Source organism: Streptosporangium sp. NPDC020072 (assembly GCF_040631445.1).
Lineage (GTDB): Bacteria > Actinomycetota > Actinomycetes > Streptosporangiales > Streptosporangiaceae > Streptosporangium.
On the sequence record NZ_JBEYAB010000003.1, the window covers coordinates 302,279 to 325,714 of the forward strand.

At 70.8% G+C, this 23,436-nt stretch carries 25 protein-coding genes; 11 read left to right on the forward strand and 14 right to left on the reverse strand.

Features of this window, described 5'->3' with window-relative positions:
* Window positions 1-22: 22 nt before the first annotated feature.
* From ABZ470_RS07780 to ABZ470_RS07790, 3 genes are all read right to left on the reverse strand, one after another.
* Window positions 23-1,270 carry a cytochrome P450 gene (locus ABZ470_RS07780; RefSeq protein ID WP_362910689.1) on the reverse strand — a complete coding sequence of 416 codons (1,248 nt, stop codon included), beginning with the start codon at window positions 1,268-1,270 and terminating at the stop codon, window positions 23-25.
* A 35-nt stretch (window positions 1,271-1,305) separates the two neighbouring features.
* Entirely contained in the window at window positions 1,306-1,452 is a 147-nt protein-coding gene (locus ABZ470_RS07785; protein ID WP_352008702.1) for a hypothetical protein, read from the reverse strand.
* 202 nt (window positions 1,453-1,654) lie between these two features.
* Entirely contained in the window at window positions 1,655-3,106 is a 1,452-nt protein-coding gene (locus ABZ470_RS07790; protein ID WP_362910691.1) for an APC family permease, read from the reverse strand.
* Window positions 3,107-3,673: 567 nt separating this feature from the next.
* Here ABZ470_RS07790 and ABZ470_RS07795 point away from each other — a divergent pair.
* From ABZ470_RS07795 to ABZ470_RS07830, 8 genes are all read left to right on the forward strand, one after another.
* Window positions 3,674-3,862 (forward strand): ferredoxin, encoded by a 189-nt coding sequence (locus ABZ470_RS07795; RefSeq protein ID WP_352008700.1) that lies wholly within the window; start codon window positions 3,674-3,676, stop codon window positions 3,860-3,862.
* Window positions 3,859-5,055 carry an FAD-dependent oxidoreductase gene (locus tag ABZ470_RS07800; RefSeq protein WP_362910693.1) on the forward strand — a complete coding sequence of 399 codons (1,197 nt, stop codon included), beginning with the start codon at window positions 3,859-3,861 and terminating at the stop codon, window positions 5,053-5,055. Before ABZ470_RS07795 ends, ABZ470_RS07800 begins: the two co-directional genes overlap by 4 nt.
* A gap of 223 nt (window positions 5,056-5,278) precedes the next feature.
* Window positions 5,279-6,319 carry a s-methyl-5-thioribose-1-phosphate isomerase gene (locus ABZ470_RS07805; RefSeq protein WP_362910695.1) on the forward strand — a complete coding sequence of 347 codons (1,041 nt, stop codon included), beginning with the start codon at window positions 5,279-5,281 and terminating at the stop codon, window positions 6,317-6,319.
* 64 nt (window positions 6,320-6,383) lie between these two features.
* The gene (gene mtnC, locus ABZ470_RS07810) at window positions 6,384-7,076 is read left to right on the forward strand and encodes an acireductone synthase (RefSeq protein ID WP_362910697.1); all 693 of its coding nucleotides are present in this window, start codon (window positions 6,384-6,386) and stop codon (window positions 7,074-7,076) included.
* On the forward strand, window positions 7,073-7,705 hold the full coding sequence (gene mtnB / locus ABZ470_RS07815) for a methylthioribulose 1-phosphate dehydratase (protein WP_362775035.1): 633 nt from the start codon (window positions 7,073-7,075) through the stop codon (window positions 7,703-7,705). Before mtnC ends, mtnB begins: the two co-directional genes overlap by 4 nt.
* Before the next feature lie 136 nt (window positions 7,706-7,841).
* Entirely contained in the window at window positions 7,842-8,438 is a 597-nt protein-coding gene (locus tag ABZ470_RS07820) for an NADAR family protein (protein WP_362910699.1), read from the forward strand.
* Window positions 8,439-8,516: 78 nt separating this feature from the next.
* A complete protein-coding gene (locus ABZ470_RS07825) occupies window positions 8,517-9,116 on the forward strand; it encodes an RNA polymerase sigma factor (RefSeq protein WP_352008694.1) in 600 nt (199 codons plus the stop codon).
* Entirely contained in the window at window positions 9,109-10,212 is a 1,104-nt protein-coding gene (locus ABZ470_RS07830; RefSeq protein ID WP_362910702.1) for a CU044_5270 family protein, read from the forward strand. The genes ABZ470_RS07825 and ABZ470_RS07830 overlap by 8 nt, the downstream gene beginning before the upstream one ends.
* Here the strand turns inward: ABZ470_RS07830 and ABZ470_RS07835 are convergent.
* From ABZ470_RS07835 to ABZ470_RS07860, 6 genes are all read right to left on the reverse strand, one after another.
* Window positions 10,205-10,366 carry a hypothetical protein gene (locus ABZ470_RS07835; RefSeq protein WP_352008692.1) on the reverse strand — a complete coding sequence of 54 codons (162 nt, stop codon included), beginning with the start codon at window positions 10,364-10,366 and terminating at the stop codon, window positions 10,205-10,207. The two genes, ABZ470_RS07830 and ABZ470_RS07835, sit on opposite strands and share 8 nt — an antisense overlap.
* 147 nt (window positions 10,367-10,513) lie before the next feature.
* The gene (locus tag ABZ470_RS07840; RefSeq protein WP_362910704.1) at window positions 10,514-12,541 is read right to left on the reverse strand and encodes an ABC transporter ATP-binding protein; all 2,028 of its coding nucleotides are present in this window, start codon (window positions 12,539-12,541) and stop codon (window positions 10,514-10,516) included.
* A 2-nt stretch (window positions 12,542-12,543) separates the two neighbouring features.
* On the reverse strand, window positions 12,544-13,440 hold the full coding sequence (locus ABZ470_RS07845; protein ID WP_352008690.1) for an ABC transporter permease: 897 nt from the start codon (window positions 13,438-13,440) through the stop codon (window positions 12,544-12,546).
* A complete protein-coding gene (locus ABZ470_RS07850) occupies window positions 13,437-14,441 on the reverse strand; it encodes an ABC transporter permease (protein WP_352008689.1) in 1,005 nt (334 codons plus the stop codon). The genes ABZ470_RS07845 and ABZ470_RS07850 overlap by 4 nt, the downstream gene beginning before the upstream one ends.
* Window positions 14,442-14,453: 12 nt before the next feature.
* Window positions 14,454-16,124: an ABC transporter substrate-binding protein gene (locus ABZ470_RS07855; protein WP_362910706.1), complete on the reverse strand. Its 1,671-nt coding sequence runs from the start codon at window positions 16,122-16,124 to the stop codon at window positions 14,454-14,456.
* Window positions 16,125-16,189: 65 nt separating this feature from the next.
* Complete coding sequence (locus tag ABZ470_RS07860) at window positions 16,190-17,143, reverse strand: aldo/keto reductase (RefSeq protein ID WP_352008687.1); 954 nt, start codon at window positions 17,141-17,143, stop codon at window positions 16,190-16,192.
* A gap of 184 nt (window positions 17,144-17,327) precedes the next feature.
* Between ABZ470_RS07860 and ABZ470_RS07865 the strand changes: the two genes are divergently transcribed.
* Together ABZ470_RS07865 and ABZ470_RS07870 are read left to right on the forward strand one after the other, a co-directional pair.
* Entirely contained in the window at window positions 17,328-17,900 is a 573-nt protein-coding gene (locus tag ABZ470_RS07865) for a MarR family winged helix-turn-helix transcriptional regulator (RefSeq protein WP_362910709.1), read from the forward strand.
* A 207-nt stretch (window positions 17,901-18,107) separates the two neighbouring features.
* The gene (locus ABZ470_RS07870) at window positions 18,108-18,863 is read left to right on the forward strand and encodes a hypothetical protein (protein ID WP_362910711.1); all 756 of its coding nucleotides are present in this window, start codon (window positions 18,108-18,110) and stop codon (window positions 18,861-18,863) included.
* Between the two features lie 45 nt (window positions 18,864-18,908).
* Here ABZ470_RS07870 and ABZ470_RS07875 read toward each other — a convergent pair whose 3' ends face one another.
* From ABZ470_RS07875 to ABZ470_RS07895, 5 genes are all read right to left on the reverse strand, one after another.
* Window positions 18,909-19,421, reverse strand: a complete 513-nt coding sequence (locus ABZ470_RS07875) for a hypothetical protein (RefSeq protein WP_362910713.1) — start codon at window positions 19,419-19,421, stop codon at window positions 18,909-18,911.
* A complete protein-coding gene (locus ABZ470_RS07880; protein ID WP_362910996.1) occupies window positions 19,375-20,070 on the reverse strand; it encodes an AAA family ATPase in 696 nt (231 codons plus the stop codon). Before ABZ470_RS07880 ends, ABZ470_RS07875 begins: the two co-directional genes overlap by 47 nt.
* Before the next feature lie 129 nt (window positions 20,071-20,199).
* The gene (locus tag ABZ470_RS07885; RefSeq protein WP_362910715.1) at window positions 20,200-21,195 is read right to left on the reverse strand and encodes a CU044_5270 family protein; all 996 of its coding nucleotides are present in this window, start codon (window positions 21,193-21,195) and stop codon (window positions 20,200-20,202) included.
* On the reverse strand, window positions 21,188-21,775 hold the full coding sequence (locus ABZ470_RS07890) for an RNA polymerase sigma factor (protein ID WP_362910717.1): 588 nt from the start codon (window positions 21,773-21,775) through the stop codon (window positions 21,188-21,190). Before ABZ470_RS07890 ends, ABZ470_RS07885 begins: the two co-directional genes overlap by 8 nt.
* 153 nt (window positions 21,776-21,928) lie before the next feature.
* Window positions 21,929-22,570, reverse strand: a complete 642-nt coding sequence (locus ABZ470_RS07895) for a S1 family peptidase (protein ID WP_362910719.1) — start codon at window positions 22,568-22,570, stop codon at window positions 21,929-21,931.
* Window positions 22,571-22,999: 429 nt separating this feature from the next.
* On the opposite strand from ABZ470_RS07895, the gene ABZ470_RS07900 reads away from it, so the two are divergent.
* The gene (locus ABZ470_RS07900; protein WP_352008679.1) at window positions 23,000-23,299 is read left to right on the forward strand and encodes a hypothetical protein; all 300 of its coding nucleotides are present in this window, start codon (window positions 23,000-23,002) and stop codon (window positions 23,297-23,299) included.
* Window positions 23,300-23,436 lie beyond the last annotated feature (137 nt).

Here is a 23,436-nt window from a genome sequence, read left to right on the forward strand (position 1 = left end):
TCCGGGCCTCACGGAGTGGTCGTCAGGCCAGGGTGACCGTGACCGGCAGGGTCTTGATGCCGTTGACGAAGTTCGAGCGGACGCGGCGCGACTCGCCGGCCGGCCTGATGTCGGAGATCCGGGGCAGCAGTTCCTCGAACATGACCCGCATCTCCAGCCTGGCGAGCGCGTTGCCCAGGCAGAAGTGCGGGCTGCCCTTGCCGAAGGTGATGTGGTCGTTGTCGGCGCGGGTGACGTCGAACCGGTAGGGGTCGTCGAAGACCCGCTCGTCCCGGTTGCCCGAGGCGAACCACATGACGACCTTGTCCCCCTCGCGAATCCGCCTGCCGTGCATCTCCACCTCGCGCGTGGCCGTACGGCGGAAGTGGTAGACCGGGGATGCCCAGCGCAGGAACTCCTCGACGGCGCCCGGCATCAGCGACGGGTCCCGGCGGAGCCGCTCGGCCTCGCCCGGGTTGTCGATCAGCGCGCGCATGGAGTGCGTGATCGCGTGCCTGGTGGTCTCGTTGCCCGCGACCACCAGCAGCAGGAAGTAGTTGTCGAAGTCGCCCTCCGACAGCGGGACCCCGTCCGCGGTCGGCTCGTTGACGAGCTTGCTGACCAGGTCGGTGCCGTCACCGCCCCGGCGCTTGCGGGCCAGCTCCCGGCCGTACTCGAAGACCTCAAGGGAGGCGGGGCTGCGGAAGGGCAGGTCGCGGTACTTCTCGCTCTCCTGGCTGTGCAGCAGCACGTCGGCGTAGTCGGGATCGGTGTTGCCGATGATGCGGTTGCCCCAGTCGATGAGCTGCTGGGTGTCGTCCTCGGGGACGTCGAGCATCTTGGCGAGCACGTTGATCGGGAAGTCCGCCGAGACCTCCTTCACGAAGTCGAAGGTGCCCTTGGCCAGGGCGGCGTCCAGGGTCCTGGCGGTCAGGCCGCGCAGGAACACCTCGTATCCGGCGATCGCGCGGGGCGTGAACTGGCGCTGCAGGATCCGGCGGAGCACGCCGTGCCGGGGGCCGTCGGTCTCCAGCAGGGAGCGCCGGATGGTCGCCTGGCGCTCGTCCACCTCTTCGAGGTTGGTGAACTTCGTCGAGGTGAAGGTCTCGGCGTCACGGTCGACGGCCACGATGTCGGCGTGCCGGGTCACCGACCAGAAGCCGCTGCCGTACTCGCCCTCGTCCTGCCAGTGCACCGGCGCCTCGGCCCTGAGCACGTCGAACATGCGCCAGGGGGTGTCGCCGTCCAGGAACTTGTCGTTGTCCGCCAGGTCGACCTCGTCGAGGCGCATGGATCTCCTCCGGATGGTGTTCGGATGACGTCCCGTCACTCCTGGACGGGGTCGGTTTCGAGCAGGTAGTAGGGACCCGCGCCGAGCAGATAGCTGTCGAGCTCGGCGCCGGTCGGGAAGCTGTTGAGGACGGCGGCGTCCCGCTCCCCCGGATGGCCGGCGGCGCCTTCCACGGAATCCATGCTCATGGTGTCTCCCTCGACTCGCCTCATTTGGCCTCGAACCATATGTTCGACGTCAGTCCCGAACAGGACGCAAAGGCCAGGAAAAAACCACCTCTGAGCGGACTTTTCGCAGCTCAGGATGGATCGTACGGGTCCGAACAAGTATAGGTCACCCTTGCCGGAGCCCCGATCCCCCGATCGGCGCCGCCGCACACGGCCGTCAGTCCCGCACGGGCGCCCCCTGCCCGATCCGCGCATAGGCCTGCGGATCGGCGGACCTCAGGTAGGCGCCGTAGACCAGGCCGACGACGCCGACCAGCACCACGACGGCGGGCAGCGCCCAGTTGAGCGCCGAGTCCGGCGGGGTGCCGAGCAGGGCGGAGAAGTTGGTGAACGCGACGTACAGGACGGCGAACAGCGCCAGCCCGGCCAGCACCGGGGCGATCGCCACGTTCCAGGCGCTCTCCCCCCGTCGTTCCCTGCGGAAGAAGCCGACGACCGCGACCGAGGTGGCGACCAGCAGCAGGATCACACCCAGCGCGCCGAGGTTGGTGAACCAGTTGAACAGCGTGCCCATCGGGTCCCCGCCGAACAGGCCGAAGGCGATCACGACGACCGCCGCGAAGACGGTCTGGCTGACCGACCCCATGTACGGCGAACCGTGCCTGGGATGCGACAGTCCCAGCTTCTGCGGCAGCACGCCCTCACGGCCGAGCGCGAAGAAGTACCGCGCGACCGCGTTGTGGAAGGAGAGCGTGGCGGCGAACACCGCCGTGATCAGGAAGACCTGGCCGAGGGTCGAGAAGGCCGGGCCGAGCGCCCGTTCACCGAGCACGAAGACCAGTTCGGGGCCGTGTTCGCGGGAGGCGGCGATGACGTCGCCCGGCCCGGCTCCCATCGCGGTCGCCCAGGCGGTGAAGGCGTAGAAGACACCGATCACGGCGACGGCGATGTAGGTGGCCCGGCTGACGGTCCTGCGCGGGTCCCGGCACTCCTCGCTGTAGATCGCCCCGGACTCGAAACCCATGAAGGCCGCCATCGTCCACAGGAACGCGGCGCCGACCGCTCCCGTGGTCAGCGCGCCCCAGCCGAACGGCTCCAGCGACAGCCCCTGCGGGGCGGTGGAGATCTGGGAGATGTCGAAGACCAGGACGAGCAGGCCCTCGCACACCAGCAGGACGGCGAGCACCCTGGCGTTGAGGTCGATCCTGCGGTAGCCGAGGAGGGCGATGACCGCCAGGAAGACGAGCGAGACGATCCACCAGGGCACCTCGACACCCAGGGTGCCGGAGAGGAATCCCGAGGTGCTGAAGCCGAGCAGGCCGTACAGCCCGACCTGCATGGCGTTGTAGGCCACCAGCGCCACGAAGGCGGCGCCGACACCGGGGACACGGCCGAGACCGTGGGTGATGTAGGCGTAGAAGGCGCCCGCGTTGGAGATGTGACGGCTCATCGCGGCGTATCCCGCCGAGAAGAGGGCGAGCACGGCGGCCAGGATGAGGAACATCAACGGCACGCCGAGCACACCGGTGGTCGCGAAGTTCTGTGGGGTTCCACCCGCCGCGACGGTCAGCGGGGAGGACGCGGCGACCACGAAGAACACGATGTCCGGCACGCCGATCCGTCGGCGTGACAGCGTGGCCGGGGTGGCTGCCGATTCGTTGACGGCCATGGCGACCCTCCATTGGGACAGAACAGAAGCATGGGGCGGCACGGAGACATGTTTCGTTCGTACCCGTACGAACCACGTGGCCGGGATCGTATGTGCTCAAATGAAGTTGACGCAAGAGCCCATTCCCACGGATCGAAAATCCGGCCCGCATGTCGTCGGTGAAACCAGGGCGAACGGCGGAACTCTCCCCCACCCCTCCCGTCGACCTGCGAGTTCACCGACATACCACGAAAAATCGCGACATTGTTCGAGCAGTTCGTTTGACTCCAAACGAACTGTCGGCGGCCTTGACCGTCACCATTGGCAGGTCCTAGTTTGTTTGGAGTCAAACGGTTAGGAGAAGCGGATGGCCACTGTCGCCGGTATCCCCGTCCGCAACGACCACCGGATCGGCGGCGAGCGGGTCGGTGCCCGCCCGACGGCGGGGACGGTGTGGGTGGACCACCTTTCCGTGCGGGGTCTCAAGGCGCCGATCGGCGGATCGCCGGAGCCCGGGGCCTGCCGTGCGGGCGGTTTCCCGGCGCCGCACCGACCCCTGTCCCTCCCCGTATCACCAGGAGTAGTGAAATGAAGGTCATCGTCGACATGGGCGTCTGCAAGGACCACGGTCAGTGCGTCTTCTCCGCGCCCGAGGTCTTCCGGCTCGACGAGAACGGTCGGCTGGCCTACGAGCCCGACGTGGACGAGGCGCTGCGCGACGCCGTCGAGGAGGCCGCCGACGTGTGCCCGCTGCAGGCCATCACGGTCGAGGGGTGACGGTGGCAGCGAGCCGGATCGTGATCGCGGGTGCCTCCATGGGCGGCCTGCGAGCGGCGGAACGACTGCGGGCGGGCGGTTTCACCGGGGAGATCGTCGCGGTCGGCGACGAGCGGCACCTGCCGTACAACCGGCCGCCGCTGTCGAAGGAGGCGCTGGCCTCGGAGGTCACGCACGAGGCGGTCGCCTTCAGGCTCCGCCCGGCGGTGGCCGACGTGATATGGCGGCTCGGCGTCCCGATCGCCTCGGCCGACCTGGCCGCGCGCGCCGTACGGCTCGCCGACGGCACCGAGATCGGCTACGACGGGCTGGTGGTGGCGACCGGGATGCGTCCGAGGCGGCTGCCCGTGCCCGGCCCCGAGGGGCGGCACGTGGTGCGGACGCTTGAGGACGCGGCGGCGCTGCGCGCGCGGCTGCTGCCGGGGACCAGGGTGCTGGTCGTCGGAGCCGGGTTCGTCGGCTGTGAGGTCGCGGCGACCGCCCGCGTGCTCGGCTGCCGGGTCACCGTGGTCGCCCCCGAGGCCGAGCCGATGCTCCGCCCGCTCGGCGCCGGGTTGGGGGCCGCGCTCCGGCGCCGTCACGAGGAGGAGGGGGTGCGGTTCCTGCTGGGCCGTACGGTCAGGCGCTTCCTCGGGGAGGGTTCCCCCGCGGGGGCCGAGTTGTCCGACGGGACCGTGGCCGAGGCCGACGTGGTCGTCGAGGCGGTCGGCTCCACGGCCAACACCGAGTGGCTCGGGGGCAACGGCCTGGACCTGTCCGACGGTGTGCTCTGTGACAACGCGCTGCGGGTCGAGGGCCGTCCCGGCGTGGTCGCGGTCGGCGACGTGGCGCGCTTCCCCAACCCCCGCTACGACGACGTCGCCCGGCGGGTCGAGCACTGGAGCGTTCCTACGGACACGGCCAAGCGCGCGGTGCCGACCCTGCTGGCCGACCTCGGGCAGGCCGGGCACGATCCGGCCCCGTTCACGCCGCTGCCGACCTTCTGGAGCGACCAGTACGACCTGCGCATCCAGTCCTTCGGCGCCCCGGGGCTCGGCGGCGACGACATCCGGGTGCTGGAAGGCGATCTCGGCGGGGAGGTCGCGGTCGGTTACCACGACGGCGGCGGACTCGTCGGTGTGGTCATGATCGGCCTGCCCTCGGCCCTGGCCCGCTACCGCGCCGAGCTGATGCGGGCGCCCGCGGCGGTCTGACCCCGCGTCCCGCGGGACGCTCACCCGTGCGTCGGCACCGCTGTGCGGCCGTACCTTCCGGAGGCCGGGAACACACGGATGCCCGGCGGGCACGGCTGGCGCCGGGCGGCGTGACGTTGTTCAGTGAGGGCATGAGCGCGGGCAGGGGCCGGGTCGCCGTCGTCGTGATGACGCCGGGCGGTACCCGGCCGCCCGTGGACGGCGACGTCTCATGGAGGCCTCAATGAGTGACACCCCCGTCCTGGCCGACTCCGTCAGGATCACCGACGACGCGGTGGAGATCCTCGACCGGCGCGTCTACCCGTTCGAGGTGCGCTGGGTGCGCTGCACGACCAGCGAGGAGGTCGCGACGGCCATCGAACGGATGGTCACGCAGAGCTCGGGACCGTTGTTCGCGGCGACCGCCGGACTCGTCCTGGCCGCCCGCGAGGCCCGGCGGGAACCGCCCGAGGAGGCCGTCGCCCACCTGCGCCGGGCGGGTGCCAGGCTCATCGCGACGCGGCCGACGAACAACCACATCCGCGACGCCGTACAGGGAGTGCTCGGGGTGGTGCTCGACGGGCCGGAGGCGGCCTCGGGCACGGAGCTGGTCGAGGCGGTCACCCGGGCCGCCCACGCGCACGACGCCGCCTACCGGGAGCGCAGCGCCGCCCTGGGCCGTCACGCGGCGAGCCTGCTCGGTGACGGCGCGCGGGTGCTCACCCACTGCTGGGCCGACGCCTTCCTCATCGCGACCGTGCGGGCGGCGCGGTCCGCGGGCAAGCACCTGGAGTTCGTCTGCACCGAGACCCGCCCCTACCTGCAGGGGGCCAGGCTCACCGCGGCCACGCTCGTCGAGATGGGCTACCGGCCGACCCTGATCACCGACGGGATGGTCGCGGCCGCGCTGGCCGACGGGCTCGCCGACGTGACGCTGACCGCGGCCGACCGGGTCACGCTCGACGGTCACGTGGTCAACAAGGTCGGCACACTGGGGGTCGCCCTGGCCGCGAACGCCTTCGGCGTGCCGTACCACGCCCTGATCGACGCGCCGGACCCGCAGGCGCGCACGATCGACGACGTCGTGATCGAACGGCGTGACGGCGACGAGGTGCTGCACGTGCTGGGGCGGCGCACCGCGGCGGAGGGGGTCGTCGGCTACTACCCGGCCTTCGACGCCACCCCGCCGCGCCTGGTGACCAGAATCGTGACCGAGCACGGCGTCTACGAGCCGTCCCGTGTCCGCGACCACTTCGCCGTTTCCGGCCGCACCGAGGAGAGCTGATGGTTCACGGCATCGAAACCGACGCCCCGTCGCACGCCCCCGACCTCGTGGAGGTGCTCGCCCGATGACCGGATGGACCGTGCTCGACATCGAGGGGACGACGAGTTCCACCGAGTCCGTACACGTGGGGCTCTACGCCTTCGCCAGGCCCAGGCTCGGGCCGTGGATCGAGGCGAACCGGGACGACCCCGAGGTCCGTGCCGCCGTCGAGGAGATCGGCGGCGCCACTACCGAGGAGGTCGTGAAGGTGCTGCACGACTGGATGGACCACGACGTCAAGGCGACGCCGTTGAAGACGCTGCAGGGGCGGATCTGGGCGGAGGGGTTCGCGGCGGGCGAGCTGACCGCGCACTTCTTCCCCGACGTGGCCCCCGCCCTGCGCGCCTGGCACGCCGAGGGGAGGCGTCTGGCGGTCTTCTCCTCCGGCTCGGTCTCCGCCCAGCGCCCGTGGTTCGCGCACACCGGGGACGGGGACCTGTCCGTCCTCGTCGAGGGGTGGTTCGACACGGTGAACGCGGGGCCGAAACGGGAGGCGTCGTCCTACCGGCGCATCGCCGCCGAACTCGGCGGGACGGACCTGCTCTTCCTGTCCGACGTGCCCGCCGAACTGGACGCGGCCGCCGCCGCGGGCTGGCGGACCACGGGCCTGCGCCGTCCTGGCGAGCCAAGTGAGAACGCCGACTTCGGCCCGCACCCGGTCGTGGCGTCCTTCGGGGAGCTGAGTTCCGGGGAGCCGGGCTTCGGGGGGCCGCGATGAGCGCCGGGCGGGACTTCCGTACGGCGGAGCTGGTCCTCGGGGCCGGTGCCCGGCTGGCGGCCGAGTCGGCGCGTTTCGCCGGGCTCGGCTGGATGCGCGGCACCTCGGGCAACCTCTCCGAGGTCGTCAGCCGTGACCCGCTGCGGCTGGCGGTCACCGCCAGCGGCCTGGACAAGGGTGAGCTGACCGCCGCCGACGTCTCGGTCGTCGGCCCCTCGGGTGAGACGGTGCCGGTCGAGGGCGTCGAGCCGCGCAGGCCCTCGGCCGAGGCGGGCCTGCACGCCCGGGTCGCGGCGCTGACCGGCGCGGGCGCGGTCGTGCACGTCCACACCGTCAACGCCGTCGTCGCCGGGCACCACTGGCCCGCAGGCGTGCCGCTGCGCGACATCGAGATGCTCAAGGGCATCGGACGGCTGGCGCACGACGACGAGGTGGTCGTCCCGGTGATCGCCAACAGCCAGGACATGGCCGAGCTCGGAGACCGTTTCGAGGAGGCCCACGACGCGGCCGTCCCGGCGGTGATCGTGGCCCGGCACGGCCTGTACGCCTGGGGCCGGGACCTGACGCACGCCAGGCACGTCACCGAGTGCGTCGAGTGGCTGCTCGCCTACGCCGTCGCCGTACGCTGAGGCACCGCGCCGGCCCCTCGGCGTACGGGGCCTGCGGCCGTGCCACGGCGCGGCACGGGCGGAGGCCGTCGCCCTACCCGGCCGGTCGCCCCGCGCGGATAACCGCTGGCCGCGTGCCGACCCTGCGTGGCAGGGTGTGACGGTGCCCGACCTGACCGGACTGCCGCGTTCCGTCGCCGAGGCCGTCGCCGCCGAGCGCGACGGCGGACGGCTGCGTTACCTGTTCTTCTGGGGCCACCGGCCGCCGCGCGGGGGCGGCGCCGGTGCCGGATGCCTCAGCCAGTGGTGGCGGGCGCCCTTCCCTGCGGAGAACGCCTTCGGCGGCGGCGAGCACCTCTTCCCCTCGGCGGAGCACCACATGATGGCGCACAAGGCGTGGCTGTTCGGCGACGACGAGACGGCGGCGGCGATCCTCACGGCCACACACCCCGGCGAGGCCAAACGACTCGGCCGCGAGGTCCGCGGCTTCGACGAGGCCGTGTGGGCGGAGCACCGGTACGCGACCGTCGTGCGCGGCAACACCGCCAAGTTCGGCGCGCACCCGGAGCTGGGGGACTTCCTGCTCGGCACCCGGGACCGGGTTCTGGTCGAGGCCAGTCCCGTCGACCCGATCTGGGGCATCGGACTGACCGCCGACGACGAACGCGCCGCCTCCCCGGCCACCTGGCGGGGTCTGAACCTGCTCGGCTTCGCCCTCATGGACGTCCGCGACGTCCTTGCGGGAACCCGCTGAGGGCGAGTCCGTGAAAGCGATCCGGTGGATCGGGTGAGAAGAGGTGACCGCCGACCGCGTTGGAAACGGGAGACCTTCGTGACCTCGATCTCATGGGCCGTCCGTACGGGGAGCCCCGAGGCCGTGCCTCACTCCCTCGACGAGGCCGAGTGGTTCGGCGCGATCTTCGACGCCCACTTCGCCGAGATCCACCGCTACGCCGCCCAGCGGCTGGGCGACGACGTCGCGGAGGACATCGTCTCGGAGACCTTCCTCACGGCGTTCCGCAAACGGTCGCGTTACGACCCGTCCCGCGCCGGGGTCCGCGCCTGGCTGTACGGCATCGCGACCAACCTCATCGGCAGGCAGCGCCGCGTCGAGGTGCGCACGCTGCGCGCGCTCGGCCGGCACGGCCCCGCCCCCGACGCCCCCGGGCACGAGGATCGCGTCGCGGCGCGGGTCAGCGCGGAGAGCCTGCGGCCGAGTCTCGCCGCCGCCGTCGCCGAACTCCACCAGCGTGACCGCGACGTGCTGCTCCTGGTCGCCCTCGCCGACCTCAGCCACGAGGAGGTCGCGGCGGCCCTGGGCATCCCCTACGGAACCGTGGGATCACGCCTGAACCGGGCCAGGCGAAAGCTGCGCGCCGTCCTGGGTGAGACCAATCCGATGCTCGACCCCGAGGAGACCCGCCGTGGATGAGCTGGAGACGCTCCGCGAGCTGTACGGCGAGCCACGGCCCGACCCGATCCTCAAGGCCAAAGTGCGCCAGGCCCTGGACGCCGAGGCCAGGCGGCCACGCCTGAGGTTCGTCAAGGGGATCACCGGGGCGCTCGCCGCCACGGCGACGGTGGGCACGGTGGTGGCCACGGCGGTGGCGGTGGCGGTCGTGGTCACGGGGGCCACGACCGCCGGACCGGGGCGGGCGCCCTCCTCGGCGGCGTCGCCGTACGTCACGGAGAGCGCGACCGGCTCCGGGCGGTCGATCCTGCTGGCCGCCGCGGTGACCGCCGAGGCGGACGTCGCCGCCGACGGCCCGTACTGGCACGTCAGCAAGCTGAACCGGCGGACCTACCCGGAGTCGTTCGGCCGCGACGGCGACCGTTACCGGGTCGTCGAGTCACGGCTCACCGAGCAGTGGGTCGCCGAGGACGGCGACGGGATCTGGGTCGGGACCCGCTCCCTGGGCGCGCGCCCGGCGGGCGAGGCCGACGAGGAGGCCTGGCGTCGTGACGGCTCCCCGGCCACGTGGCCGGTGCCCGGCGGGACGTTGTCCGCCGCACCCGACCGGGGCCGGCTCAGGGCCGTGACCGACGGGACGGCGTTCAGCATGGCGGGAAAGCCGATGACCCTCGAACAGATCAGGGCGCTGCCCACCGACCCCGGCGCCCTGCGGGAACAGGTCGCCGAACTGGTCAGGGACGCGCCGGGCGGCTCTCTCGACGGCGTCGTCGCGGACGCGCTCAGCGGCCTGCTGTGGAGCAAGCCGTCGCCGCCGAAGGTGCGCGCCGCCGCCTACCGGGCGCTCGCCGACCTGCCCGAGGTGCGTTATCTCGGTGAGACGAAGGACGAACGGGGCAGAGCCGGGGCGGCCTTCTCCTTCACCCTGCAGACCGCAGGCGCCACACGGCTCCCGGTGGCCGTGCGGCGGACCCTCGTCATCGACCCCGTCTCCTCACAGGTGCTGTCCTCGACCGTCACCGGCAAGCCGGGCAACGGGGACGACCAGGTCGAGGTGGTCCTTGAGGCGGGCTGGACGACCGGAAGACCGGCCGTCCCCGCCCTCCCGGTCAGCTGAGACAGGCGGGCTCGGTCGCCAGGTCGCGGAGCAGGTCGGCGAAGGCGAGCGCCTGCTCGGCCGTCATGCGGGGCTCGGGGCCGACGTAGAAGACCACGATGTCGCCGTTGAGCGACGTCGTGGCGGTGAACGGAAGCGTTGGGGAGATAACCATGATGCTCCGCATTCTTGCCTGCCCCACCGACAGTTCGCACATGGTTTACGCCCGCGGAGCCCGGCGGAGGCCGTGACGGGAGAGGGCGGCGCCCCACCGGCCGAAGCCCCGTCGGGCGGTGGGGACGCCGTCCGTACGGCGCGGTCCTCACGCCAGGCCCGCGATGTCCTCCGCCCAGTGGCAGGCCACGCGGTGCCCCGGAACGACCTCCCTGACCTGCGGGACCTCCTCAGCGCAGCGGGTCTGCCTGCGGAAGGGACAGCGGGTGTGGAAGGGGCAGCCGCTCGGCGGGGCGGCCGGGCTCGGCAGGTCCCCGCTGAGGATGATCCGCTCCCGCCGCGCCTCGGCCACCGGGTCGGGCAGCGGAACCGCCGACATCAGCGACACGGTGTAGGGGTGCAGCGGGCGTTCGAACAGCTCCCCCGAGTCCGCCTCCTCGACCAGCCTGCCGAGGTACATCACACCGACCGTGTCGCTCATGTGCCGCACCACGGCCAGGTCGTGGGCGATCAGCAGCGTCGTCAGCGACAGCGTCCGCTTGACCTCCTGGAGCAGGTTGACGATCTGCGCCTGGACCGAGACGTCAAGCGCGGAGACCGGTTCGTCGGCGATCAGCAGGTCGGGTTCGAGGATGATCGCCCTGGCGATGCCGACCCGCTGGCGCTGGCCGCCGGAGAACTCGTGCGGGTAGCGGTGCTCGGCCGTGCGTGGCAGCCCGACCTGGTCCAGCGTGTTCAGCACCTTGGCGCGCCGCTCCCCGCGCCCGCCGGGCACGCCGTGCACACGCAGCGACAGCTCCAGGATGTCGCCGACGCTCTGGCGCGGGTTGAGGCTGGCCATCGGATCCTGGAAGACCATCTGCATCCGGCGGCGCATCGGGCGCAGCGCGCGTTCCCGCATCCCGGCCAGGTCGACGCCGTCGAAGAGCACGCTGCCCGAGGCGACCGGTTCGAGGCGCAGCAGCGCGCGGCCGAGGCTTGACTTGCCGCAGCCCGACTCCCCGACCAGCCCGTACGTCCGCCCCTTCGGCAGGTCCAGGCTGACCCCGTCCACGGCGCGGACGTACTCGACGGGACGGTTGGTGACCGCGGCGCGCCTGGCCGGGTAGCGCACCCGCAGGTCGCTGATCCGCACCAGCGGCTCGGGGCTCTCCCCCTCGGCGGGGGCGGCGGACTCCCGCGCCGTGACAGCGGCGGAGACGGGGACGGGGGCGTCGCCCGCCGGGTGGACGCACCGGAACCGGTGGCCGGGAGAGTCTTCGGCCATGGGCAGGCCGGGGACCATGCAGGCCTCGTCGGCCACCGCGCACCGGGACGCGAACGAGCACCCCGACTCCCAGGGCAGCCGGTCGAACGGCGAGCCGGGGATCGGGGTGAGCGGCGTGTCCCGCGGGGAGTCGAGGGCCGGGATCGAGGCGAGCAGGCCACGGGTGTAGCGGTGCATGGGCCTGCGGAACAGCTCCTCCGCCGAGGCCGTCTCGACGACCCGCCCGCCGTACATCACGCTGACCCGGTCGGCCAGGCCCGCGACGACGCCCAGGTCGTGGGTGATCATCAGCAGGGCCGCGCCGTGGTCCCGGGCCAGCCTGGCCAGCAGTTCGAGGACCTGGGCCTGGATCGTGACGTCGAGCGCCGTGGTCGGCTCGTCGGCGATGAGCAGCTTGGGGCCGCACGCGATCGCTGTGGCGATCATGACGCGCTGGCGCATGCCGCCGGAGAGCTGGTGCGGGTACTGCCGCATCCTGCGGCGCGGGTCGGGGATGCCGACCTCGCGCAGCAGCTCCTCCGCGCGGGCCCCGGCCGCCGCCTTCGACAGGTCGGTGTGCCGCAACAGGACCTCGGTGATCTGCACGCCGATCGGCACGACCGGGTTGAGCGAGGTCATCGGGTCCTGGAAGACCATCGCCAGGTCACGGCCGCGCCTGGCCGACAGCTGCCGGTCGTTCAGCGTGGTCAGGTCCTCGCCGTCGAACACGATCTCGCCCTCGACCCGCGCCGAGGCGGGCAGCAGCCCGAGCAGCGCCAGCGCGGTCGCGGACTTGCCGCAGCCGGACTCGCCGACCAGCGCCACGACCTCCCCGGCCTCGACGGTGAGGCTGACGCCGTCCACGGCGGCGATCGCGGGCTGGGCGGAGGCGAACCGTACCCGGAGGTTCCGTACGTCGAGCAGGGACATGGTCACCTCGTGGTCTTCGGGTCGAGGACTTCGCGCAGGGCCTCACCGACGAGGGTGAAGCCGAGCGCCGTGACGGCGATGCAGGCGCCGGGCAGCAGCGCCAGATGGGGGGCGCTCTCCAGCCTGGCCTGTGCCTTGACCAGCATGCGGCCCCACTCGGCGACCGTCGGGTCGGCCTGCCCGAGGCCGAGGAACGACAGCGCGGCCACCTCGATCGTCGCCGTCGCCAGGACGAGGGTGGCCTGCACGATCACCGGACCGACCGAGTTGGGCAGCATCTGGCCGAACACGATCCGGCTTGTCGGCACGCCCACCGAGCGGGCCGCGACCACGTAGTCCAGGCCTCGCTGGGCCAGCATCGACCCTCTGAGCAGGCGGGCGAAGACCGGCACCTGCGCCGCCGCGATGGCGATCATCACGGCGACCGGACTGCGGCCCATCACGGCGGCGACGCTCACCGCCAGCAGCAGCGCGGGGATCGACAGCATCACGTCGGTCACCCGCATCGCCAGCGTGTCGACCCAGCCGCCGAGCCCTCCGGCGAGCAGGCCGACCAGCGCCCCGACGAGCAGGCCGAGCCCGGTCGCGGTGACACCGATCACCAGCGACTGCCGCGCGCCGTACACGAGCTGGGTGAACAGGTCGGAGCCGAAGCTGTCGAGGCCGAGCAGGTGGCCGGGGCCCGGCCCCGGCACCGACGACGGGGTGATCCTCCCCGCCCACTCGGCGCTGCCCGGCTCGTACGGCGTCAGCAGCGGCGCGGCGAGCGCGATCACCGTGAACAACAGCACGATGACGCCTCCGGCGACCGCGGACCTGCGTCGGAGCAGGCGGCGCAGCGCGACCCCCCACGTCCCGCCGGCCCGCGCCGGGACGGCTGCGGCGGTCGGGGCGCTCATCGCTGCCTCGCCCTGGGGTCGATGACCGCGTACGACACGTCGACCAGCAGGTTGACGATCGCGTAGATGACTGCGATGAACAGCACGAATCCTTGGAGCACCGGATAGTCCAGATGGTTGACGGCGGTGAACAGGAACTCCCCGACCCCGTTGAGCGCGAACACCGTCTCGGTGAGCACCGCCCCGGCCAGCAGGGCACCGGCCTGCAGGCCGATCGTGGTGGAGACGGGCAGCAGCGCGTTGCGCATGACGTGCCTGCGCCGGATCACGGCCCGGGTCAGGCCCTTGGCGCGCGCGGTGCGGACGAAGTCCTCGTTCATCACTTCCAGCACCGAGGCCCTGGTGATCCGCACGATGATCGCCAGCGGGATCGCCCCGAGGGCCATCGCGGGCAGGATCAGGTGGCGCAGGGCGTCCCAGGCGGCGTCCCACTCCCCGGTCAGCACCCCGTCCAGCACGTACAGGCCGGTCGGGTGGGTCGCGTCGAGCCTGACGTCCTGGCGTCCCGCCGTCGGCAGCCAGCCGAGCCGGATCGCGAAGACGTACTTCAGGAGGTAGGCCAGGAAGAACACCGGGACCACGACCCCCAGCAGGGACGCCCCGACGGACAGGTGGTCCAGCGGACCGCCCCTGCGGCGGGCGGCGAGGTAGCCGAGCGGGATGCCGGCCACGACCGCGAGGCCGAGCCCGGCGACCGCCAGTTCGACGGTCGCCGGGAAACGCTCAAGGAAGCTGTCCACCACGCTCTGGCCCGTCCTGATGGAGGAACCGAGGTCGCCCCGCGCGAGCCGCCCGAGGAAGAGCAGGAACTGCTCGGGAAGCGACCGGTCGAACCCGTACAGGTGGTTGACCCGGTCGATCCCCTCCTGGGTGGCCCGCTCGCCGAGCAGTGCCCGCGCCGGGTCCCCGGGCAGCAGCCGCAGCCACACGAACAGCAGCAGGCTGAGGCCCAACAGCACCGGCACGACCAGGGCCAGGCGCCGGGCGACGAAGGCGATCATGTCGTCTGTTCCCTAGCCCTTGATCTGGAGGTTGTTCCACACCTCGGCCGCGAGCGGGCTGGTGACGTAACCGGAGATCCTTGGCGAGAGCGCGAGCGAGGGGACCGGGTGGGCCACCGGGATGCCCGGCAGCAGGTCCATGAGCTCCTTGCTCACCGTGGCGTACTTCTCGCCCTGCTCGGTGAGGTTGCGCGCGCTGCGCGCCGCGGCGACCGACTCGAACAGCTTCTTGTCCTCGAAGCCCCACTCGACGGTCTTGCGGCCGAAGAAGATGCCGAGGAAGGTGTCGGCGCTGTTCATGATGCCCGTCCCGCCGAGGAGGTACAGGCCGTGGTCGGTCTTGGCCTTGATCCTCTCCAGGTACTCGGGACTCCACTTCTCCGGTACGGCGTTGACCTTCAGCCCGACGGCCTCAAGCTGGGTGCGGATCGCCACGAAGGTGTCCTCCGGACTCGGCATGTACGGCCTCGACGTACCGGTCGGGTAGTTGAAGGTGACCGTCTTGCCGACCGCGCCCGCCTCTTCGAGGAGCTTCTTCGCCTTGGCCGGGTCGTGGTCGTAGGTGGCGACGCTGTCGGCGTAGCCGTTGACCGGCGGCGGGATGAACTGCTCGGCGGGCTTGGTTCCCGCGGGCAGCGTCTGGGAGACGATCGCCTGCTTGTCCAGGGCGTGGGCGATCGCCTTGCGGACCCTGATGTCGGCCAGCAGCGGGTCGGCCTGGTTCATGCCGAGGTAGAGGATGTTGAGCGGTTCCCTGGGCAGGACCTGGAAGCCCGCGCCGGACAGCCCCTGCACGTCCGCGGGCGCGACCAGGTCGTAGCCGTCGATCTCACCGCTCTGCAGCGCCTGCAGCCGGGCGGTGCCGTCCGGGATGATCCGTACGACGATCTTGTCGATCTTCGGCTTTCCGCCCCAGTAGCCGGGGTTGGCGCGCAGCGTCAGCCGCTGTCCCTTCTCCCATGACTCGAACAGGTACGGTCCCGTGCCGGTGGGGTGGGCGGATGAGTACTCGTTGCGCCGGACGTCGCCGGAGGCGCCGGGGTCGTCGGCCTTGTACTGCTTCAGGGCGGCCGGGCTCTGCATGGCGAACGACGAGATGGCCAGCGCGGGGATGAGGCTGCCGTAGGGGCGGGTCAGCGTGATGGTGACCGCGTCGCCCTCGGCGGCGCAGCTCTTGTAGATGCTCTTGGTGAGCGCCGGGTTGTCGCTGGTCTTGAAGCCGGCGAAGACCAGTTGGTACAGGTTGCTGATGTTCTCGGCCTGCAAAGGACCGTTCCAGTTGTACCAGCGCTCGAAGTTGAAGCAGACGGCCTCGGCGTCGAAGGGTGTGCCGTCGGAGAACTTCACACCCTTGCGGAGCTGGAAGGTGTAGTTCAGGCCGTCGTCGGTCTGCGACCAGGAGGTCGCCAGGCCCGGCGCGGGCTCGGCCGTGCCGGGCCTGATCGACACCAGACCTTCGAAGATCTGGTTGGCGACCCGTGTGCTCTCGCTGTCGGCGACGAACGCCGGGTCCAGCGCGACCGGCTCTGAGGCGGCGGCGAAGACGAACGTCCCCGCCTTGTCGCCGCCCGCGGCCGTCTTCTGCGTGCCGCGTTCGCTGGAACAGGAGGTGATCGCCAGCGCGAGACCGGTGGCACCGGCGACTGCGATCAGGCGTCGGATGCGCGTGGTGGTTGGGCTCACGGGTCGGCCTTTCTTCAAAACAGATGGTTGGAGCTTGTCCCCCGACGGGTGCGCTCGCGCGCGGGTCAGCCCACGGCGGGCTCGGTGTCGATCTCTCCGACCCGCAGCTCGTCCGGGTTCTGGGGCAGGTCGGCGACGGCGGCGCGCACGCCCTCCGTGCCCAGCCTGTTCACCAGGTCGAGCGCGCCGAGGTTGGCCTTGAGCTGTCCGACGCTGCTGGCTCCGAAGAGCACCGAGGCCGTACGCGGGTGGGTGAGGGCGAAGGCGATCGCGAGCTGCGCGGCGGTCGCGCCCAGCGCCTCCGCCCGTGCGGCGAACGCGTCGCGGACCTTCTCGGCGTGCCTGGTCATGCCCGTGGGGCCGAGCGGGCGCTCGCTGCCGGCGGCGCGCCGCCCGGCCAGCACACCGACGGCCAGCACGTTCGTCGTCTGGATGACCAGGTCCCAGCGCTCCATGACCTCGGCCAGCTCACTGTCCTCGCCCATCTTCCTGGCGATGGCCGAGTACGGCAGCTGCAGCACGCTGGGCAGCGGCATGCCCTCCTGGTGCGCGTAGGCGCAGGCCTCGTCGATCTCGGCGGGGGTCGCGTGGTTGATGCCCCAGTACCTGGTCAGCCCGGCCTCCACCAGCCCGGCCATCTGACGGACGATGTCCTTCATGTCCACGACGGTCTGGAAGTAGTAGGCCGTGTCCGGGTTGTAGATGACGCAGTCGGCCGCGTCCACCCTGGCCCGGGGCAGGGACTCCGCGAGCTGGTCGCGGAAGGAGGGGCGCGGCCCGCCGTACCAGAGCTTCTCGGTGTGGAAGTAGTCCTCCCTGGCGATGCCCGCCGCGTCCCGCGCCGCCGCGAACCGCATGTCGGTCTCGGAGACCGGATCGTCCGGCCGGGCGGCCGAGGTGTAGTGGCCCACGTCGAACCACGTGACTCCCGCGTTCCTCGCGGTCGTCAGGAACTCGACGATGTCCTCGTGACGCATCCGGTCGTAGGTGTGGTAGGAGCCGATGCTCAGCGCGGACACCTTGGGACCGTTAACGCCCAGGGAGTGATACCTCATCATGCGGCGGTGTCTCCGTACTCTCGGTTGGGTTCGACCAGCGTGGGCAGCGCCGCAAAATTTGTCAATAGATTGACCGTCAATACATTGGCAGTCATCATGATGGTTGAATGTCCTGATCGTTCCCACCACCCAGACAAGCGGAGCCGTGCCGTTGCCCAGTGACCGCGCACCGAACGCCGAGACCGCGCCCGACGCCGTGGAGGACACCACCATGTGGTCCCTGATCGGCCAGGCGGTCGAGTCCGTCCCCCCGCAGATCCCGGGGGTCGACGACGAGGCCATGCGGCTGTGCATGACGCTGCACTGCGCGACGAGCCTCGTGTTCTACGACCTGTCCGCCACCCTCAGGCGCGCCGACGCCGTCGCCGCCCCCACGCTCAAACTGCTGCTGATCCTCTACATGTACGGGGAGATGGAGTCCCGGGACCTGATCAGGCTCTCCGGGATGAGCAGGGCCGCGGCCTCCGCCCTGCTCGACAGGATCGTCGGCCAGGAGATGATCGAGCGCCGCCTGTCGGAACGCGACCGCAGGACCCACGTCGTCACCCTGTCGGAGAAGGGCAGGACCGCCTTCGTCGAGGCGTTCACCGTGTACAACGCCAGGGAGCGTTACTGGGCGGAGACGCTGACCCGCGCCGAGCGCGACCAGCTCATCGGTCTTATCGGCAAACTGGTCAACGCCCGCCTCGACGACGGCAACCTCCGCCGCAGGCAGTGACATCCCACCGGCGGGAACCCCGGGGGTCTTGAAGCCTCGGGGTCCTCGGAGCTTTGGGATCTTGGAGCCCCGAGGGTCCCGAAGCCTGGAGGCCTGGGCCCTGAGAGCCCTGGAGTCCTTGGGGTGCCTGGGGTCCTCGGAGACCCTGGAGCACGACATGATCACGACGTGTCCGTGTGGGATCACCGCTCCCTACGATCATGATCTATGACAACTCGCCGTGTTTTGACGGTCTCCGCCGGAGTCCTGGCTCTGCTGTTCTCCACCCCGGTCGCCGCGTCCGCGTACCCCGTCGTCGGCGCGCCCGAGCTGACCCAGAACCCGCTCTACACGGTGCCCGCCCTGCCCTCGATCTCCTGCAAGGCGGTCAAGGGCACCACCAAAGCCTCAACGACGGCCTACCTCAAGAAGGTCGTCGGCTGCCTGAACACCGCCTGGGGCAAGCGGGTGAAGGACTTCGTCCCGGCCGAGGTGACGATCAAGGACACCTACGAGCACAGCCCCTGCTACACCGGCATCAAGGTGTCCGGCTCCCTCGCCGCCGGCTGCAACCGCTCCGTCGAGGTGCAACTGCGCTCCGACTGGATCAAGGCCAAGTCCGAACTGCCCGTCCTCGTCGGGGTCGCCCGCGCCTACGCCGGGTTCGTCCAGACGCAGACGGGCATCAGCGAGGCCTGGTGGGCACTGCGCTACGACGGCGAGGAGGCCGAGATGAACGAGCAGACCCACCGCTTCTACCAGCAGGCCGACTGCCTGGCCGGAGTGTCCGTCAGGAGCCTCGGCCGTACGGCCCGCGACTGGGGGCGTCTGCTCTCCGCAGGAACGCCCAAGGAGTACGGCAGGTTCATCCCCAAGTGGTACGGCAAGCCCGCCAACCGTCTCGCCTGGTTCAAGACCGGCTACGGATCGGGGAAGCCCGGCGCCTGCAACACCTGGAAGGCTCCCTCCCCCAAGGTCGCCTGACCTCCGAGCGGCGCGTCCCCTGGGACGCGCCGCACCCGGGGAACGTCAGAGGCCGCCATCAGGGAAGGGGTGAAATATCGGTATGTCGCTCCACAACGCCTCCCCCACCGCGGTCAGCGCCCACCACACGCCCCCCGCCACCAGCAATCCGAGCAACACCGCCACCACGACCAACCGCCCAAGAGAACCCCAGGACCTCATACCGACTAAGACTCCGGCACAGGGCACGGAGTTCGACGCTTCCGGGAGATCACGGCCTTCCCAGCAGAAGCCGTTCGACGTCTCAAGAAGCCTGGGACCGAGAGCGGCCGGACAGTCGTCGTCCGAGTCGATCAGCAGCAGGATTCCTCCCGCACCGGTGAGCTGGTAGGACGCCTGGAGGACCGCGTTCTCGACCCCGCCACGGGCGACAAGTCCGCCGCGGGGGACACGGCGGGGCGGAGAGATCCGTACGTCCCAGCGCGAAAGCGCCCCGGCGATCCTGCGAAGCAGGACAGGAAGCGCGGACACCTCACCGTCGCCCTCCACGATGGAGGCGATCGTGACCGGGCCGCTCATGCGCCTGTCTCCGGCCGGAGCTGACCGTCGCGCAACAGTTCGCCAAGGGTGGCGTGCCCTCTTCGAGAAGGGCGCGGCTGACCCCGTCGATCTCGCCGACCACGGTCGCCCCGTTCTCCATCGCCACGACCCGGACGGAGGCCGGATCGATGCCGTCCCGGTCGAGCAGTTCGGCGCTCTGAGTGGTGATCACGACCTGGACGAACTCACTCGCCTCCGTCAACGCGTCGAACAACGCCCCCGCCGCAGCGGGGTGGAGCGCGGTCTCCGGTTCCTCGCGGCCACCAGTTCCGCCTGCCCGTCGAGTACGGCCGCCTGGAACAACGCGGCCGGCACACCGGCCGCGTGCAGGTCCCCACGGAGATGGCCTCCGGCCCGAACGGCCGCTCCGCGTCCCGGGTACGGAGTTCCACGGCCGAGTACTTGTCGACGAGCCGTTCGTCCACGCCCAGCGCCTCCGGGACCATCGCGCCGAGATAGTCGTCGATTCGGGCCTTGAACACGGGATACCGGAACGCCGGCTCTCCCGGCGTCGGCCCGATGTGCTTTCCCGAGTAGCCGACCCTCCCGGTTCGCCGGCTCGGATGGAACCGCCGCATCTGGTCGACGTCCCACCGTACCCGTGGACCACCCGGCTCCGCCGTACCATCCGCCGGGACACAGCCTGGCTCCCGCGGCTCGGATGTCACGGCCATCCGCTTTCCGGCCAGAGGCCATGGCCGAGACGACGCGAAAGCACGTCAAGCAGGCCTCGGCGGGCAAGATTGTCCGTTCACACCTACGAACCGGGAAGTTCGCCTGGTTTGCCCACAATGCCTTTGGCGAGTTCGGCGGTGGCGTAGAAGCTGCCCGCCGGGAAGGCGATCTCACCGTTGATGAGTTCGTCCCGTACGTAGTCCACCCGCGTGCCGAGGAACTCGTACGTCGTGGCGTCAAGGACGAGGTACGACCTGGAGATCACCTGACCGTCCGTGTCGTGCTCGGTGCCGACTCCCGGGGCACCCCGCTCGTAGGCGATCCCGATGCCCGCCCTGCCCGCCGCGTCGCGCACGCCGGAGTCCACCCGCACACCCGGGATCCTGGCGAGGGCCCGGAAGATCGCCCCACGCAGCCTGGGCGGCACCGGCACCTCCTGGTCGAGGTAGACCGACAGCACCCGGAAGGCCCGCGCGTCCGGGGGCTCTCCGGTGTCCCACCTGGGCTTGGTCTCCCAGTGCCGGTCGCCCCTGACATGTGCCAGCAGCCGGTCGGGGTCGGTGGGCAGTCCGGCCAGCCTGGCCGCGTACTCACGCGGGGTCAGGTCGTCGTCGTCCGGGTCCGGCGTGGAACCGAACTGCTCCAGTGGTCCCCGCCCCCACCGTACGGCCCGCCGCGTGCCGTCGTAACGGGTCCAGGACTCCTGCGTCTCGGGCACCGCGTCGTTCGGCTGTTTGACCATGTTCTTCCGGTACAGCCACTGGTCGGCGCGTGGTTCCGGGGTGAGCGCGCGCCGTTCGGACACCTGGGCGGCCCGTACCAGCACGACCGCCGCGTTCATGGGCCTCGTCTCGACGGCGACCGAGGGGCGTACTCCCTGAGGCGGCGGGACGGCGCCGTTGACCACCACCGCGACGGCCACCGCACCGGCCGCCGCACTGACCGTCACGAGCAGGGACGGTACGAGCCGGAACCGGCGGCGAGGCCTCAGCACGCGGGCGCGCAGGGCGTTCAGCCGGTCCGCGCCGGGCTCGGGCGCGTCCGCTCGCATGCCGTTCAGCAACTTCAGGTCATCCACGGGTGTCCTCCTCAACGACGCCTGACGGATCGGCACCCAGCGCCGCACGGGTCTTCCTCCTGGCTCGGTGCAGCCGCGAACGCACCGTGCCGACGGGTACGCCGAGCGCCAACGCCACCTCCTGGTAACTGAAGTCGGCCCAGGCCACCATCAACAGCACCTCGCGGTCCTGCGGTGAGAGCACCGCGAGCGCCTCGGCCAGCTCCCGGTGTGCCGCCGAGGCCGAGACGCGAGCCTCCACCCGGTCCGCGTAGCTCTCCGCCACCGTGTCCGTCCCGGTCCTGGCCAGCGCCCGGTACGCCCTGACCTCGGCGCGGCGGTGTTTACCGATGAGGTTGGCGGCGATCCCGTACAGCCACGGGCGGGCGTCGCGGTGGGCGGTGTCGTAACGCCCAAGCCTGCGGAAGGCCGCGAGGAAGGTGTCGGCCACGACGTCGTCGGCCAGCGACTCGCCCAGCCTGCGGGTCACGTATCGATGGAGCGCGGGAGCGTGCCTGTCGAACAACACGGAGAACGCTGCGGGATCACGCCGGGCGCGGGCGATCACCTCCGCGTCGTCCGGTTCGGTTTGGGCGATCAAACGTGGGCTCCGTTCGTGAGAACTGGTCACCCTCCTTCACCCGATCCCGGGCTCCGGGTTCTCGCCCGCTCTCAATGACGAGAGGCCGCCCCCCGGGTTCCCGTTGGACGGCCCCTCATCATGGCCGGTCACGCGTGCTCCGGTGTCCGGAGGTCAGGGGGAGGTGAGCAGGGTCAGTCCGTACCGCCGCAGGATCTCGTTGATGGGCACGTAGTAGGAACGGCCTCCCGCGCTGCAGTTGCCGGAGAAGCCGAGCAGGATTCCCTGCAGCTGGCCGTTCGCGTAGAGGGGAGATCCCGGCGGGGTGCCGGGCTCGAAGCAGATGCTGGTCACGAGCAGGCCGGTCACCGTTCCCTGGGGCAGGCTCAGCGAGGCGTTCCTGCCGAGCAGGGTGCCGCACCGCCACCCGGTCGTACCGCCGAAGCCGCAGACCTGGGAGCCGACGGGAACCGGGGTGCTGCCACGAACCGGCAGGTCACGACCGCCGGGGACTCTGAGTACGCCGACCGGTTCCCAGGCGGAGGTCACGCTGACCCAGGCGCTGGAGGGGATGGGGTGGGTCGAGGCACGGACGGTCCCCACGACCGCCCCGTTCGCCGCACGCACGATCTCGCCCGGAGAGCCGCAGGTCCCGGAGGTGACGAACCCGCCGGGAACGGCCGCTCCGACCGTGCAGCGGCCGTTGGTCCCGAAGGAGTCGCCGACGTAGATGGGGGTGCCCGTCTCGGCGAAGGCCACTCCAGGAGTGGACAGAAGAAGGCCGAAGATCAACAGAAGAGATATCCGTCGCATCATGAACTGACGGTAATTTTCACAAAGACAACTGCCAATAGTCATCCCTCCTGATCCGTCACATATCGCCGTCCCAACCACGGCGAGGACACGGGCATCCACGCGAACCGCCCGAGGCCGTCCGGTCTCGGACCCCGCCGCTCCCGTTCTCACGAGAGAGCCGGAAGGCCAGGTCAGGGATCGCCGGTCCGGCCCCGCGGAGAAAACCGTTCAGCAGGCCGGGTCATCCGAGCCGACCCTTGACCATCCCGACGATTTCGTGAGTGGCGAAGTCAAAACGGATTGTCAGAAACGACAAGGCGTCACCGCAGGGCGTTCTCGGCCTGGTGAAGGCACAGAAAGCGCTTGCCTGGCTCCTCCTGGTCCGTATTGTCCATTTAGGACAATTTCATACCGGAAGTGGCTTTGCCGTTGAAACCGGAGGAAGCACACATGAGAAGTCGATTTACGGCCATGTCCGCCACCGCCTTGCTCACCGCGTCGCTGCTGGTGGGCACCGCGTCCCCCGCCCACGCCACCCTGACGGGCTGCACCACCTGGCAGGAGGGGTACGTCGTCCACAGCAAGTGCACGGGCGGCACAGGCACACAAGCGGTTTACGTGAGCGGCGTGCACGTGAACCCCGCGGTGGGATGGGTCGCCATGACCGGCCCCCGGGTGGGGGTGGGCGAGGTGTCCTCGGTCAACTTCCCGGGCACGGTGTGGTACCGAAGCACCACCCTGTACGACTGATGCGACCCCGAGCGGCATAGATCTCTGCGGAGGACCGGCACAACCGGAAGGTCGGCGAAGCCCCTGGCCGTGGAACACCAGGCCAGGGGCTCTTTCCCGGTGGTTGTGAGAGGCAGGAGAGGCGGACTCGAACCCAC

Coding starts and splice junctions, on each gene's coding strand:
- ABZ470_RS07875 (WP_362910713.1), bottom strand. CDS start 19,421: ATGAGCGGCCCGGTCACGATCGCCTCCATCGTGGAGGGCGACGGTGAG.
- ABZ470_RS07840 (WP_362910704.1), bottom strand. CDS start 12,541: ATGTCCCTGCTCGACGTACGGAACCTCCGGGTACGGTTCGCCTCCGCC.
- ABZ470_RS07780 (WP_362910689.1), bottom strand. CDS start 1,270: ATGCGCCTCGACGAGGTCGACCTGGCGGACAACGACAAGTTCCTGGAC.
- ABZ470_RS07805 (WP_362910695.1), top strand. CDS start 5,279: ATGAGTGACACCCCCGTCCTGGCCGACTCCGTCAGGATCACCGACGAC.
- ABZ470_RS07870 (WP_362910711.1), top strand. CDS start 18,108: ATGACAACTCGCCGTGTTTTGACGGTCTCCGCCGGAGTCCTGGCTCTG.
- mtnB (WP_362775035.1), top strand. CDS start 7,073: ATGAGCGCCGGGCGGGACTTCCGTACGGCGGAGCTGGTCCTCGGGGCC.
- ABZ470_RS07900 (WP_352008679.1), top strand. CDS start 23,000: ATGAGAAGTCGATTTACGGCCATGTCCGCCACCGCCTTGCTCACCGCG.
- ABZ470_RS07880 (WP_362910996.1), bottom strand. CDS start 20,070: ATGGTACGGCGGAGCCGGGTGGTCCACGGGTACGGTGGGACGTCGACC.
- ABZ470_RS07895 (WP_362910719.1), bottom strand. CDS start 22,570: ATGATGCGACGGATATCTCTTCTGTTGATCTTCGGCCTTCTTCTGTCC.
- ABZ470_RS07845 (WP_352008690.1), bottom strand. CDS start 13,440: ATGAGCGCCCCGACCGCCGCAGCCGTCCCGGCGCGGGCCGGCGGGACG.
- mtnC (WP_362910697.1), top strand. CDS start 6,384: ATGACCGGATGGACCGTGCTCGACATCGAGGGGACGACGAGTTCCACC.
- ABZ470_RS07785 (WP_352008702.1), bottom strand. CDS start 1,452: ATGGATTCCGTGGAAGGCGCCGCCGGCCATCCGGGGGAGCGGGACGCC.
- ABZ470_RS07795 (WP_352008700.1), top strand. CDS start 3,674: ATGAAGGTCATCGTCGACATGGGCGTCTGCAAGGACCACGGTCAGTGC.
- ABZ470_RS07835 (WP_352008692.1), bottom strand. CDS start 10,366: ATGGTTATCTCCCCAACGCTTCCGTTCACCGCCACGACGTCGCTCAAC.
- ABZ470_RS07850 (WP_352008689.1), bottom strand. CDS start 14,441: ATGATCGCCTTCGTCGCCCGGCGCCTGGCCCTGGTCGTGCCGGTGCTG.
- ABZ470_RS07790 (WP_362910691.1), bottom strand. CDS start 3,106: ATGGCCGTCAACGAATCGGCAGCCACCCCGGCCACGCTGTCACGCCGA.